Source organism: Bradyrhizobium sp. LVM 105 (genome assembly GCF_003957705.1).
In the GTDB taxonomy this organism is placed as follows: Bacteria; Pseudomonadota; Alphaproteobacteria; order Rhizobiales; family Xanthobacteraceae; genus Bradyrhizobium; species Bradyrhizobium frederickii.
This window is the reverse complement of the sequence record NZ_QZMV01000007.1, coordinates 132,558-145,101: the sequence shown is the minus strand read 5'-3', so window position 1 is coordinate 145,101 and position 12,544 is coordinate 132,558. Positions and strand designations below refer to the sequence as shown.

Sequence of the window (12,544 nt, the reverse complement as noted above, 5' to 3'; positions counted from 1 at the left end):
ATTGCGCGCGAAGCGAAGCAATCCAGTCCGTCCCCGCGGCTACAGCCTGGATTGCTTCGTCGCTACAGCGCAAAATTGCTACGCAATTTCGTCGCGAGCTCCTCGCAATGACGGTAGCGTAACTTACACAGACGGGACAACGACCTGATGTCCGTGACGACGCTTTCCTCCTCCGCCCTGGCGCAGCGGCAGCCGAACTGGCTGGTCCGGCTGTTCGACTACAAGCCGTTCCTGATCGTGATGTGCCTTGCCCCCGCGATCGGGCTGCTCACGGTGTTCCTGACCTATCCGCTCGGCCTCGGCATCTGGCTCGCCTTCACCGACACCACGATCGGCCGACGCGGTGACTATGTCGGCCTCGAAAACTTCCAGTATCTGCTCACCGATCCGCTGTGGTGGAATGCCGTGTTCTACAGCGTGGTCTACACGGGGATCGCGACGTTCGGGAAGTTCGCACTCGGCTTCTGGCTCGCGCTGCTGCTCAACAACCATTTTCCGTTCAAGAGCCTCTTGCGCGCGATCATCCTGCTGCCATGGATCGTGCCGACGGTGCTGTCGGCGCTGGCGTTCTGGTGGATCTACGATCCGCAATTCTCGATCATCTCCTACCTGCTCGTTGACGTGCTGCACTGGCGGTCGAGCAATATCGACTTCCTCGGCTCGCCCTGGCCGGCCCGCTTCTCGCTGATCGCCGCCAACATCTGGCGCGGCATTCCCTTCGTCGCGATCTCGCTGCTGGCGGGGCTGCAGACCATTTCGCCTTCGCTCTACGAGGCCGCGATGCTCGACGGGGCCAGCGCCTGGCAGCGCTTCCGCTACATCACCTTCCCGATGATGATGCCGATCCTCGCCATCGTCATGACCTTCTCGATCATCTTCACCTTCACCGACTTCCAGCTGGTCTACGCCATCACCCGCGGCGGGCCCGGCAACTCGACGCATCTGCTGGCGACGCTGGCCTTCCAGCGCGGCATCGCCGGCGGCGAGCTCGGCGAAGGTGCGGCGATCGCGGTGTCGATGATCCCGTTCCTGGTGTTCGCGACGCTGTTCTCCTATTTCGGCCTGGCGCGCCGCAAATGGCAGCAGGGAGAGGACAATGATTGATACCGTCGCGCAAACCGGCGTCGCTGACGCCAAAGCCGCGCCCGACACCATGGCGTGGGATTCCGGCCTGCGGCGGCTGATGATGATCTATTTGCCGCTCGGCTGCTTCGTGCTGATCCTGCTGTTCCCGTTCTACTGGATGGCGATCACCTCGTTCAAGCCGAACGCGGAACTGATGAACTACAAGGCGCACAATCCGTTCTGGATCTCCTCGCCGACGCTCGCCCACATCAAGCATCTTTTGTTCGACACCGCCTATCCGCGCTGGTTGACGACGACGATGCTGGTCGCGATCGGCTCGACCACGCTGTCCTTGATCGCATCGACGCTCGCCGCCTATGCCATCGAACGACTGCGCTTCCGCGGCAGCCCCTATGTCGGGCTCGGGATCTATCTCGCTTATCTGGTGCCGCCGTCGATCCTGTTCATTCCGCTCGCCACCGTCGTGGTGCAATTCGGCCTGTTCGACAGTCCTCTTGCGCTGATCCTGGTCTATCCGACCTTCCTGGTGCCGTTCTGCACCTGGCTCCTGATCGGCTATTTCAAATCGATCCCCTACGAGCTCGAGGAATGCGCGCTGGTCGATGGCGCGACGCGGCTACAGATCCTGCGCCGGATCACGCTGCCGCTCGCGGTGCCCGGGCTTATCTCGGCCGGCATCTTCTCCTTCACGCTGTCCTGGAACGAGTTCATCTATGCGCTCGCCTTCATCCAGAGCGGCGCCAACAAGACCGTGCCCGTCGCGATCCTGACCGAGCTCGTCACCGGCGACGTCTATCAGTGGGGCGCACTGATGGCGGGATCGCTGCTCGGCTCGCTGCCGGTTGCGGTATTCTACTCGCTGTTCGTGGATTACTACGTCTCGTCGCTGACCGGCGCGGTGAAGGAGTAGATCGCGCCTGCGGCGTTTGGCCCGGCTTCACAAAACTGCAACGTGCCGTCCGCATAAGGCGTGCGTCCGCCAACAGGAGACGCACATGCGCGCGACTTTTCTCAGCACCGTCGCAACGATCGTTCTCACCGCGAGCACAGCGCTCGCGCAGAGCGAAGGTGAATTCCCGGCCAAGCTCGCCGGCCACGTGGTGATGCCGGCCGAGTCGTTCATCGACGCGCCGGCTGACGCCCCCGCCGATCTCAAGACCCCTGGCAAATATACCACCGGCAAGCGGGTCGACGCGCTTGGTACCGTGATGGGCAAGTCCTACGAGCGTCCCACCGGCGTGTCGCTGCCGTTCAAGGGCCAGCCGCTCCAGGGGCATTCGGGCATCAAGACCATGGCCGACGGCAGCTTCTGGGTCATCACCGACAACGGCATGGGCGCGCGCGCCAACTCGCCGGACTCGATGCTGTATCTGAATCGTTACAAGATGGATTGGGCCAGCGGCAAGATCGAGCGACAGGAGACCATCTTCCTGCACGATCCCGACAAGAAGGTGCCCTTCCGCATCGTGCATGAGGATAGCCAGAAGCGCTATCTCACCGGCTCCGATTTCGACACCGAAGGCTTCCAGATCGTCGGCGACACCTTCTGGATCGGCGACGAGTTCGGCCCCTATATCCTGAAGGCTGACAAGTCGGGCAAGATACTCGGCGTGTTCGACACGGTTGCCGACGGCAAGCCGGTGCGCTCGCCGGACAATTGGGCCGTCGCGACGCCGGGTGCGCCGGGCGCGACCTACACCAACGTCAACCTCCGCCGCTCCAAGGGCTATGAGGGCTTCGCCTCGTCGAAAGACGGCAAGTTCCTCTATGGCCTGCTCGAGGGACCGCTGTGGGATGCCGAGAAGAAGGACTGGGAGAAGGTCGACGGCAAGGAAGCCGCCCGCATTCTCGAATTCGACGTCGCCGCGGAGAAGTTCACCGGTCGCTCCTGGCAGTATGTGTTCGAGCAGAACGGCAACGCCATCGGCGACTTCAACATGATCGATCAGGCCTCCGGCCTCATCATCGAGCGCGACAACGGCGAAGGCACCGCCGACAAGGCCTGCCCGCAAGGCACCCGCGGCGAGAACTGCTTCCCCGACCTCGCCAAGTTCAAGCGCGTCTACAAGATCGAGCTCTCCGACGCCAATGTCGGCAAGCCCGTGCGCAAGATCGGCTATATCGACCTGATGAAGATCAAGGATCCCGACAAGAAGGCGCGGAAGCCGCTCAACGACGGCGTTTACACCTTCCCGTTCTTCACCATCGAGAACGTCGATCGCGTCGACGACAGCCACATCATCGTCGGCAACGACAACAACCTGCCGTTCTCCTCCAGCCGCGATCCCAACAAAGCCGACGACAACGAGTTCATGCTGCTCGAAGTCGCGGATTTCCTGAAGGCGAAGTAGGACGAGTTCTCTCCTCTCCCTCTCCCCACCTGCGGGGAGAGGGTTGGGCCTCATCCCCGTCATTGCGAGCGCAGCGAAGCAATCCAGGATCTTTCCGCGGAGACAGTCTGGATTGCTTCGCTGCGCTCGCAATGACGGGGACAGAACTTCAGTCCTACACTCTCAATGAGGTCGCGGAGACAACCCCTCGCACCCTTTACACGTCAGACCGTGAATGGGTGTGAGCGAGCATCCTCACCTCACCGTAAACTCCACCGGAATCGTAAAGCTCATCGAGCCGGACTTGATCTCGTCCGGCACCGGCGGAAACGGCGAGGCCTGGCGGACCATCGCCGTGGCCTGGGTGTCGAAGGCAGCGACGCCGGATGAGCCGGCAAGGCGGCTGGACGTGACCTGCCCGCTGCGGCTGACGGTGAAGCTCAGCCTGGCGACGCCGCGCTGGCCTCCGCCGCCGGCAGGATAGGAGTGAAAGCGCATCAGATGGGCGCGGACTCGTTGATTGTAGGATGCGATCACGGAGGCCAGCGCGCCGGCGCTCTGGACCGACGCCATCGGCGCCTCGCGCTCGGCGCGCGGGGCTGCGCTGGTGCGCGGCGCGGGCGTCGCCTCCGACGGCTTCCTGGCTTCGCGGCGAACCACCTTGGGCTTTGCGGGTGCGGGTTTTTCGTGCGGTACGATCTTCACAGGCTCCGGCCTGGCCGGCGTCGGCTCCAACTTCTGCTCCGGAGGGGCCACGACATCAGGCTTGTCCTGCGGCGGCGTCGGCGCGATGGTCTCCTCGACGGCCTGCTGCTGCACTGGCTCCGGCGGCGAGGCGTCGGCTTCCTGCATCACCGGCCCCGGTGCGACGTCATCCTGCGTCGATTGCGGCGCCGAGGTCAGCGGCGCCATATCGACCATGATCGCCGGCAGGCTGACGCCCTGCTCCGGTTGCGACCTCTGCCAATTCATCGCAAGCAGCGCGGCAGCCACATGCAACATCACGATCGCTGCCGCCGAGAGGCTCCAGCGCGCCGTTTCATGCTCGCCGAGCGGCTCGTGCAGGGCAAAGGCGTTGGCGGCCATCAGCTGCGTCCGTCGAGGCCGACCAGCGCGACCTTGAGATAGCCGGCATTGCGCAAGGCGTTCATCACCTCCATCAGGTCGCCATAGGAGACGGCCTTGTCGGCGCGCAGATAGATGCGCTCGTCCTTGCGGCCTTTGGTGGCGGCATCGAGCGAGGTGCTGAGCGCCTCGCGGGCGACGACATCTTCGCCGACCGCAACGGACAGGTCCGGCTTGACGGTGACGAAGACCGGCTTGTCCGGCCGCGGCGCCGGCTCGGCCGCGGTGGCCGGCAGATCGACCCCGATGTCGACGGTGGCAAGCGGAGCGGCCACCATGAAGATGATGAGGAGCACCAGCATCACGTCGATGAACGGCGTGACGTTGATTTCATGGGTAACGTCGAGATCGTCAAGGTCGCCGCGCTTGCGCGGCGATCCGGAGTGCGTACCGAGCTTCGCGGCCATGGCTCTACTCCGCCGCCCGCGTCAACCGGAATTCCCTTTGGTCGCGTTGGCGGCTGACCAGCAGCATGAGCTGAGCCGAGGCGTCGCCGAGCAGGGCCCGGTAATTGGCGACGCCGCGGACGAGATGATTGTAGATCACGACCGCCGGGATCGCCGCGACGAGGCCGAGCGCGGTGGCGAGCAGCGCCTCCGCGATGCCAGGCGCGACCACTGCGAGGCTGGTGGTGTGGCTCTCGGAAATGCCGATGAAGGAGTTCATGATACCCCAGACCGTGCCGAACAGGCCGACGAAGGGCGCGACGGCACCGATGGTTGCGAGCACGCCGGTGCCGCGCGCGATCTGCCGTGACATCGCCGCCTCGACCCGTTCGAGCCGCAGCGCGACACGTTCCTGAAGGCCGTCGTCGAGCACGCCGCCGGAGAGCTCGGCCTCCCTGGCGCAGGACTGGATCAGCTGGACGACGGCGTCGTTCGCGTCACCGGCACGTGCGGATGCCTCGGCCAGGGTCAGATTGCCTTCGAGCGCGCGCGTCCGCTGCAGCGCGAGCGCGCCCTTGCGGCGCAGCTCGATAATCTTGGCGAGCCACACCGTCCAGGTCACCAGCGAGGCGACGGCGAGCCCGACCATCACCGTCTTCACCACCACGTCGGCGCCGAGGAACATGCCCCACGGCGACAGGTTGCGCGGCAACAAGGCCTGGTCGATCGCGAGGGCCGGTGTCGGCGCGAGCGCCAGCGCGACGGTTAGGATCACGTGCCGAAGCCCAAAATTGCTCTGCATCCCGGTCTCCCGACAGGTTGAAGCGAACTAGCGCGCTGGTGCGATTCGGTCCGCAAGCTGGCGGAACCGCGCCAGTTGATCCGCCCGCAGCGCCCTTGTCTCGTCGCGGCCGACGAATACCTTGAACATGATGCCGCCGTCGGCGTTCACGAACGCGACGAAGGCCGAGGTCTTGCCCATGAACGGTCGCTCGACGAAGGCAATTGCCGCGCAACGCTCGTGGCGGAGATGGCCGTGCAGGCCCTTCGGCTGCATCAGGTTGAAATAGCCGCGACCGATCTCACCGGCAGGAATGGCGCCGGTGAATTCGAAGATCGCATCATCCGTGTGCACGATCAGCGTGACCTCGCCCCACGCCGCGATGTCGTGCATGACGGCGGCAAAGTGCTCGCCGCCACCGATGCGCACCATGGATGACGGCAGCGCCTCGACCACCGCGCGCGGGGGGACGTTGCGCTCACGCGCCACGTCCTCGATCACCGCGCCGGGATTGTCGGCCATATAGGCCCTGAGATCGGCGAGACCCGTGCTCAACATGTCCGGCTCCTCTGGTGCGCCACTGCCTCAGGCCGCCGCTGCCTTGCGCTCACTCTGGATCACCTCGAAGCCCTCGAACTTGGGGTGACCGAGATACAGGCTCTCGCCGGTCCTGTTGTCGGCACGGGCATGGGCGCGGCGGAATTCCTCGGAGCGCGTCCAGGCCTCGAACGCGGCCTTGTCGACCCAGCTGGTGTGCGACGAATAGAGCGTGTGGTCCTCGGCCTCCGGTCCCTTCAACAGATGAAACTCGACGAAGCCCGGCATGCTGCCGAGATAGGATTCGCGCGTAGCCCAGACGGTCTCGAACGCGGTCTCCGCGCCCTTCTTCACCTGGAAACGATTCATAGCGATGAACATGAAAGTCTCTCCTTCTGATCAAAACGAAACGCACCGAGGCCGCGCTGGAGCATCAGCGCGGCCCGACGGATGTTTGTGGTGTTGCGACGCGCCGTCCCTTACGCACCTCCAAAGTGGATCTTCATGCCGGCCTTGTAGACCCTGCCCGGTCCCGGGCTCGACCACAGCACGTCGTTCTGCGTGGTGCCGTCGGTCGAGCTGCCGGGAATGGCGTAAGGCCGGTAATACTGGTTCAGGAGATTGTCGATCGAGGCCGTGAACACGATGTCCCTGGTCGCATTGTAGGTCAGGTACAGGTTGACCAGTTCGTAGCCGGTTGCAGGCAGATAGCCGGCGGGGACGTCGTTGTTGGCCCCGAATGAGGCCCACTGCGCCGACAGGATCAGGGTGCGATCGAGCAGGCGGACACCGCCGGTCGTGACGACCTTGCGCGGGGTGATGGTTGCAAGCCCGATATTGGTGGCGACGTTCTTGCCGTGGATGTAATGACCGGCGACGCCGATGAACCAATTGCCGGCATCGTACATCGTCTCCGCCTCGAAGCCCTGGATACGGGCGTTGGCGATGTTCTGGTACTGATAGTACTGGCTGAACGAGCCGAACCCGGTCGGCACCGGCGTCGAGGCGACGAGGTCGATGTAGTCGCTGACATCGTTGCGGAACAGATTGATCTTGCCGCGGAATGAGTCATTGGCGCTGAAGATGTTGTCGTATTTCAGGTTGATGCCGACTTCCTTGTTCCTGCCGACCTCAGGACGCAGGTTCGCGTTGGGCAGGAAGCAGAACAGGCCGGCGGTGCCGCCTGGACAGGGGAAGAGAGCCGGCCCGCCGCCGGTCGCGTGCGCGCCCGAGATCACCGTCTCGGTGATCGACGGCGCGCGATAGCCTTCGGCATAGCTGACATAGGGCTGGAAGCCCGGGACCGGCGTGACGCCGAGGGTGATCTTCGGCGAGAAGCGGTCGCCGCCGGCATGCGTCTTGCCGGAATCGAGGTCATAGCGGTCATAGCGGATCGCGCTCACCGCCTCGAACCAGGTGCTGTAGTTCTGCTTCAGCTGAAGGAAACCGCCCGACACGGTGCGGATGCCGCTCGGCGTCGTGATGTTGGAATTGCCGCGGCTGTCGGTCGTGATCACGTCGTCCTGGAAGGCGTCGATACCCCAGGTGACGGCGTTGCGCCAATCGCCCACGTTGAAGCGCGTGGTGTTGTTGACGTCGATGCCGTAGGTATTGAGGACATAGCCGCGCTGGTCGCCGACGCAGCCCGAGACGTTGTTGCCGAACCCGCCGTTGCAATAGGCCGACGGCATCGTGCCGTAATGGTAGGTCTTGGTCTGGTCGTTATCGGTGCGATTGCCATAGACCGACATGTGCCAGTCGAACAGATTGTCGCTCGGGAGCGAATAATTCCAGGTCACGGTGCCGGTGTAGTTCTTGGTATCGGACGCATAGACCGACGAGCCGCGATTCAGGGCAATCAGCGCTGGGGTGGTGGTCGGACCGCGATTGAACTGGCCGATATCGTATTGGTAATCTTGGAAGACGGCGCCGAACTTGACCTCGTGACCGAGCGCGGGACGCACGGTGAGCTTCATCAACCCGCTCTCGACCTGATTGCCGGTGTTGCCGATCTCGGTGCCGTTGCCGTCCTTGTAGTTGCCTTGCGTGCGATAGACCGCGCCGCCGAAGATATCGACGTCGGGTGTGGCGCGGACGCCGCCGAACACCGAGCCGAGACCGCGATTGTTGTTGGACCCGTAAGAGCCGGAGAGATCGACGCCCCAGCGCTCGCCGGGACGCAGCACGTCATTGATGTCCTTGGTGCGGAACGAGACCAGGCCGCCGATCGCGCCGGAGCCGTAGATGTTGGCGGTCGGCCCGCGTACGACATCGACGCCGCCGATCAATTCAGGGTCGAGGAAGAAGGAGCCGTTGGCATTGTGGCCGGTGCGCTGGTAGTTCTGCCGGGCGCCATCGACGACGACAGCGACGCGGCCGAAATCCTGCAGGCCGCGGATGTTGATGACCGTTGCGGGATCGTCGCCGCGCTCCTGGAACGACACGCCAGGTACCGCATAGAAGATGCCCGACAGCCGGTTCGGCTGGATCCCCTGGATCTGGTCGAGCGAAATCGAGCTGACCGGCGCGAGCGCATCGATCGCGCGCTCCTTGGTCTTGGTTGCAGCGACCGTAATGGTGTCCAGCACCTGCACCGGCGCCGTGCTGCCGGCCTGGGCGCGAGCGTTCAGGATTTCAGGCGTTGCCTGCTGCGCGACTTGCGGCTTTGACGGCTTGCGTTTGGCCTGTTTCGGCCGTTCCGTGGACGCGTTTTCGGCCTGCGGCGATGCAGTCTGCGCGAGACCGCTCTCCGTCATCACTGCCGCAAATGAAACCACCGACGCGCCCAAAATCAGGGCGCGCGAATACCTAGCCCCGTCAGCCATATCAGCCCCAGCCTGCACTTCACTTCAAAATTTGGAATCTTCTGGCTGGCGTGCGTTCGCAACGCGAACGGCTGGCTGGCTGACTTCTCAGGTCGCGCGGGCAAGTTCCCCGCCGCCATAATTGGTTACGTGGCAACACCCTGACGGTCAATGACATCAGGTTGCAGTTTATATCGATTGTAAATTGCAGCCGTTGGAATGCGCTCGGTGCCGCCTATACAAACAAGCAGCACTCCAAGGTTTCGAAGGCGCATCACACTTCACATGTCAGCAACGTCCGCAGACAACGACGGCGACGCGGCGGGGGCAGCAGGAAGCTCTTCTGCGACAACGAGAACCCTGACCATGCGGGGCGGCCAGATCGACAGCCGCGAGCTGTTCGCGGCCGCCCGCGAGATCATCATTGCGCATGGCGAAGACAGCTATCGGCTTCGGCTGACCTCGCAGAACAAGCTGATCCTGACGAAGTAATCCGCAATGGTATTTTGCCGCACCATCGCCAGCCTCCTGCTCTCCAGCGGAATCGCGCTCACGCCGGCCGCGCACGCCGCCGGCATCACCGTACATGACGCGCGCAATCGCGAGATCGCCGTGACCGATTCCGCGCGCACGGTCTCGATCGGCGGCGCCATCACCGAGATCCTCTATGCGCTCGGGCTCGAGAGCCGGCTGGTCGGCGTCGACACCACCAGCCTTTATCCGGCGGCGGCGCTGCAGGACAAACCCAATGTCGGCTACATGCGCCAGATCTCCGCCGAGGGCGTGCTGGGCCTCAATCCGACCCTGATCCTGGCGATCCAGGGCTCGGGTCCGCGCGAGACCATGGACATCCTGGAAACCGCGAAAGTGCCGTTGGTGCTGGTGCCCGACACCTTCACCGAGGCCGGCCTGATCGAGAAGATCAAGCTGGTCGGTCACGCCATGGGCGTCGACGCGCGCGCCGCGTGCCTGAGCGCCGCGGTCAGCGCCGATTTTGCGCAGCTCCGCGCCCTGCGTGCCAAGGTGACCAGGCCGGTGCGCGTGATGTTCGTGATGTCGCTGCAGAACGGGAGAGCGCTGGTAGCCGGCCGCAAGACTGCGGCCGAGGAGATCATCCAGCTCGCCGGCGCCGCCAATGCCATCGACGATTTCGACGGCTACAAGATCATCGGCGACGAGGCGATCGCGGTGGCAAGACCCGACGTCGCGCTGTCGATCGAACGCGGCAAGGACCCGGTCCAGGCCGAGGCGATCTATGCCCATCCCGGGTTTGCGCTGACGCCGGTCGCAGCCAACAAGAGTTTCATCGCCATGGACGGGCTCTATTTGCTCGGCTTCGGACCCCGGACGGCGGCAGCGGCCCGCGATCTTTCCACAAGACTCTATCCAGCGTTGGCCGAACGGGGCGACGGATTCACGTCGGCGCTGTCGGCGGCGAATTGCCGGCAATGAGCGTGGCAGTCGAGACTGGAGCGCGCAGCCCGGAACGACACGCCGGCGCGAGGCGGCCGTCTGCATCATTAGCGATCCTGCTCCTGATCGCGGTGCTCGCGGTCACCGCGATCGTCGCGCTGACGCTCGGCGCCGCCGGCATCCCCCTCTCCCGCCTGCCTGCCGCACTCGGACTGTCAGGCGAAAGCACGGCGATGACCGCCCGCGACCAGCTCGTGCTATGGACGATCCGCGTCCCCCGGATCGCGGCGGCCGCGATGATCGGCGGCCTGCTCGCCGCGGCCGGCGCGATCATGCAAGGACTGTTTCGTAACCCGCTCGCCGATCCTGCGCTGGTCGGCGTCTCCAGTGGCGGCGCGCTCGCAGCCGCAAGCGCGATCGTCTTCACCGATTCGCGCTTTGGCGAGACGCTGCGCTTCCTTCAGGCCGAGCTGCTGCCGCTCGCTGCATTCGCGGGATCCTTGGCCACGACCGCAATCCTCTACGGCATCTCGAGCCGTTCGGGGCGCACCTCGATCGCGATTTTCCTGCTCGCCGGCGTCGCCATCACCGCCATCGCCAATGCCGGCATCGGGCTTCTGGTCTTCGTCGCCGACGATCGCCAGCTCCGCGACATCACGTTCTGGATGCTGGGCTCGATAAGCGGCGTGACTTGGACCAAAGCCGCCGTGCTCGCACCGATCCTCGTCATCGGGCTCGGCGCCTGCACCTTCATCGCGCGCGGCCTCGATCTCCTGGTGCTCGGCGAGGCCGACGCTTTTCACGGCGGGGTCGATGTCGAGCGTCTGAAGCGGATCTCGATCGTCATGGTCTCCGCCATGACCGGCGTCGCCGTGTCGATCAGCGGCGTCATCGGCTTCGTCGGCATCGTCGTGCCGCATCTGCTCCGCCTCGTCATCGGACCCGCGCATCGGCTGCTGCTGCCGGCCTCGGTGCTGCTCGGCGCGATCCTGATGGTCGGCGCCGACACCCTGGCGCGCACGATCGTTGCGCCGGCGGAGATGCCGATCGGCATCCTGACCGCGGCGGTCGGCGCGCCGGTCTTCCTCTTCATCCTGCTGCGGCAGCGCGGGCTCGCCTCGCTATGAGTGCCGTGATCGAGGCGCGATCCCTCAGCAAGCGCGCCGGCCGCGCGACGCTGCTCGATGGCGTCGGCCTGACGGTTGCGGCCGGCGAGATGGTCGCCGTCATCGGTCCGAACGGCGCAGGCAAATCGACCTTGCTGCGGCTGCTCTCCGGCGATCTGCGGCCGAGCGCAGGCGAGGTGCGCCTGAAGCAGCGCGACATCGGCAGCTTCACGCCGCGCGAGCTCGCCGCCCGCCGCGCGATGCTGTCCCAGCACATCAGCGTCTCCTTTCCCTTCACCGTCGCGGAGATCGTGCGGATGGGCGTGAACGATCGCAGCGCGCGTGACGCGGGCCCGCTCGTCGATGCCGCCCTCGAGGAGGTCGGCCTTGCGCATTTCCGCGAACGGCAATTGCCGACCCTGTCAGGCGGCGAGCAGCAGCGCGCCCATTTCGCCCGCGTGCTGGTGCAGCTCGCCTGCGGCGAAGCCGAGCAGGGCCCGGGGCTTCTGCTGCTGGACGAGCCGACCTCGAGCCTCGATCTGCGTCACCAGATCGACCTCGTCGAAGCGGCGCGCCGCCGCGCCGGCAGCGGCACGGCGGTGATCGCGATCCTGCACGACCTCAACCTGGCCATCCGCTTTGCCGACCGGCTGATCGTGCTGGCTGGCGGCAAGCTTGCCGCAGACGGCTCGCGCGCAGACATCGTCACGCGCGAGATCATCCGTGACATTTTCGAGATCGAGGCCGTGGTTCATCGGGATGACGACGGCGTGCCGTACGTGCTGCCGCAGTCGATGCGCGCGCCGCCGACACCGCGGTGAAGGTGTCCTCCCTCGCCCCGCTTGCGGGGGGCTGGAGTGAGGGGGAGCCTCCGCGGGGACGGTGAGAGTTGGACTCGCGGAGAGTCCCCCTCACCCGGATTGCATCTTCGATGCAATCCGACCTCTCCCCGCAAGCGGGGCGAGGTGGAAGGCGC

General features: G+C 65.0%; 13 protein-coding genes. 7 read left to right on the top strand and 6 right to left on the bottom strand.

All coding sequences use genetic code 11. The features are described 5' to 3' along the window. The first annotated feature begins 147 nt into the window (after positions 1–147). The 3 genes from D6B98_RS21060 to D6B98_RS21050 all read left to right on the top strand — a co-directional run bounded on the left by D6B98_RS21060 (position 148) and on the right by D6B98_RS21050 (position 3,437). On the top strand, positions 148–1,104 hold the full coding sequence (locus D6B98_RS21060) for a carbohydrate ABC transporter permease (RefSeq protein ID WP_126258842.1): 957 nt from the start codon (positions 148–150) through the stop codon (positions 1,102–1,104). Next, positions 1,097–1,996 carry a carbohydrate ABC transporter permease gene (locus D6B98_RS21055; RefSeq protein ID WP_126258841.1) on the top strand — a complete coding sequence of 300 codons (900 nt, stop codon included), beginning with the start codon at positions 1,097–1,099 and terminating at the stop codon, positions 1,994–1,996. The genes D6B98_RS21060 and D6B98_RS21055 overlap by 8 nt, the downstream gene beginning before the upstream one ends. 85 nt (positions 1,997–2,081) lie before the next feature. Beyond that, positions 2,082–3,437 carry an esterase-like activity of phytase family protein gene (locus tag D6B98_RS21050; protein ID WP_126258840.1) on the top strand — a complete coding sequence of 452 codons (1,356 nt, stop codon included), beginning with the start codon at positions 2,082–2,084 and terminating at the stop codon, positions 3,435–3,437. 234 nt (positions 3,438–3,671) lie between these two features. Here D6B98_RS21050 and D6B98_RS21045 read toward each other — a convergent pair whose 3' ends face one another. The 6 genes from D6B98_RS21045 to D6B98_RS21020 form a co-directional block, all read right to left on the bottom strand. Next, the gene (locus D6B98_RS21045; RefSeq protein WP_126258839.1) at positions 3,672–4,502 is read right to left on the bottom strand and encodes an energy transducer TonB; all 831 of its coding nucleotides are present in this window, start codon (positions 4,500–4,502) and stop codon (positions 3,672–3,674) included. Next, positions 4,502–4,948 (bottom strand): TonB system transport protein ExbD, encoded by a 447-nt coding sequence (exbD, locus tag D6B98_RS21040; protein WP_126258838.1) that lies wholly within the window; start codon positions 4,946–4,948, stop codon positions 4,502–4,504. The genes D6B98_RS21045 and exbD overlap by 1 nt, the downstream gene beginning before the upstream one ends. A gap of 4 nt (positions 4,949–4,952) precedes the next feature. Further along, positions 4,953–5,729 carry a tonB-system energizer ExbB gene (gene exbB, locus D6B98_RS21035; RefSeq protein WP_126258837.1) on the bottom strand — a complete coding sequence of 259 codons (777 nt, stop codon included), beginning with the start codon at positions 5,727–5,729 and terminating at the stop codon, positions 4,953–4,955. A gap of 27 nt (positions 5,730–5,756) precedes the next feature. Continuing rightward, positions 5,757–6,266 (bottom strand): heme utilization cystosolic carrier protein HutX, encoded by a 510-nt coding sequence (gene hutX / locus D6B98_RS21030; RefSeq protein ID WP_126258836.1) that lies wholly within the window; start codon positions 6,264–6,266, stop codon positions 5,757–5,759. A gap of 27 nt (positions 6,267–6,293) precedes the next feature. Then, a complete protein-coding gene (gene hmuQ, locus D6B98_RS21025; RefSeq protein ID WP_027573166.1) occupies positions 6,294–6,626 on the bottom strand; it encodes a heme-degrading protein HmuQ in 333 nt (110 codons plus the stop codon). A 98-nt stretch (positions 6,627–6,724) separates the two neighbouring features. Continuing rightward, on the bottom strand, positions 6,725–9,070 hold the full coding sequence (locus D6B98_RS21020) for a TonB-dependent hemoglobin/transferrin/lactoferrin family receptor (RefSeq protein WP_205680499.1): 2,346 nt from the start codon (positions 9,068–9,070) through the stop codon (positions 6,725–6,727). Between the two features lie 264 nt (positions 9,071–9,334). Here D6B98_RS21020 and D6B98_RS40900 point away from each other — a divergent pair, with 264 nt between their 5' ends. Genes D6B98_RS40900 through D6B98_RS21000 form a run of 4 tightly spaced genes read left to right on the top strand, consistent with a single transcriptional unit; the run spans position 9,335 to position 12,389 of the window. Further along, a complete protein-coding gene (locus D6B98_RS40900; RefSeq protein WP_164718750.1) occupies positions 9,335–9,541 on the top strand; it encodes a hemin uptake protein HemP in 207 nt (68 codons plus the stop codon). Positions 9,542–9,547: 6 nt separating this feature from the next. Next, positions 9,548–10,501, top strand: coding sequence for a heme/hemin ABC transporter substrate-binding protein (locus tag D6B98_RS21010; RefSeq protein ID WP_126258833.1), 954 nt, complete (start codon positions 9,548–9,550; stop codon positions 10,499–10,501). Then, entirely contained in the window at positions 10,498–11,589 is a 1,092-nt protein-coding gene (locus D6B98_RS21005; RefSeq protein WP_126258832.1) for a FecCD family ABC transporter permease, read from the top strand. The genes D6B98_RS21010 and D6B98_RS21005 overlap by 4 nt, the downstream gene beginning before the upstream one ends. Next, on the top strand, positions 11,586–12,389 hold the full coding sequence (locus tag D6B98_RS21000; protein ID WP_126258831.1) for a heme ABC transporter ATP-binding protein: 804 nt from the start codon (positions 11,586–11,588) through the stop codon (positions 12,387–12,389). The genes D6B98_RS21005 and D6B98_RS21000 overlap by 4 nt, the downstream gene beginning before the upstream one ends. Positions 12,390–12,544: the final 155 nt, after the last annotated feature.

Coding starts and splice junctions, on each gene's coding strand:
- exbB (WP_126258837.1), bottom strand. CDS start 5,729: ATGCAGAGCAATTTTGGGCTTCGGCACGTGATCCTAACCGTCGCGCTG.
- exbD (WP_126258838.1), bottom strand. CDS start 4,948: ATGGCCGCGAAGCTCGGTACGCACTCCGGATCGCCGCGCAAGCGCGGC.
- D6B98_RS21020 (WP_205680499.1), bottom strand. CDS start 9,070: ATGGCTGACGGGGCTAGGTATTCGCGCGCCCTGATTTTGGGCGCGTCG.
- D6B98_RS21000 (WP_126258831.1), top strand. CDS start 11,586: ATGAGTGCCGTGATCGAGGCGCGATCCCTCAGCAAGCGCGCCGGCCGC.
- D6B98_RS21010 (WP_126258833.1), top strand. CDS start 9,548: ATGGTATTTTGCCGCACCATCGCCAGCCTCCTGCTCTCCAGCGGAATC.
- D6B98_RS21060 (WP_126258842.1), top strand. CDS start 148: ATGTCCGTGACGACGCTTTCCTCCTCCGCCCTGGCGCAGCGGCAGCCG.
- D6B98_RS21005 (WP_126258832.1), top strand. CDS start 10,498: ATGAGCGTGGCAGTCGAGACTGGAGCGCGCAGCCCGGAACGACACGCC.
- D6B98_RS21050 (WP_126258840.1), top strand. CDS start 2,082: ATGCGCGCGACTTTTCTCAGCACCGTCGCAACGATCGTTCTCACCGCG.
- hmuQ (WP_027573166.1), bottom strand. CDS start 6,626: ATGTTCATCGCTATGAATCGTTTCCAGGTGAAGAAGGGCGCGGAGACC.
- D6B98_RS21055 (WP_126258841.1), top strand. CDS start 1,097: ATGATTGATACCGTCGCGCAAACCGGCGTCGCTGACGCCAAAGCCGCG.
- hutX (WP_126258836.1), bottom strand. CDS start 6,266: ATGTTGAGCACGGGTCTCGCCGATCTCAGGGCCTATATGGCCGACAAT.
- D6B98_RS40900 (WP_164718750.1), top strand. CDS start 9,335: ATGTCAGCAACGTCCGCAGACAACGACGGCGACGCGGCGGGGGCAGCA.
- D6B98_RS21045 (WP_126258839.1), bottom strand. CDS start 4,502: ATGGCCGCCAACGCCTTTGCCCTGCACGAGCCGCTCGGCGAGCATGAA.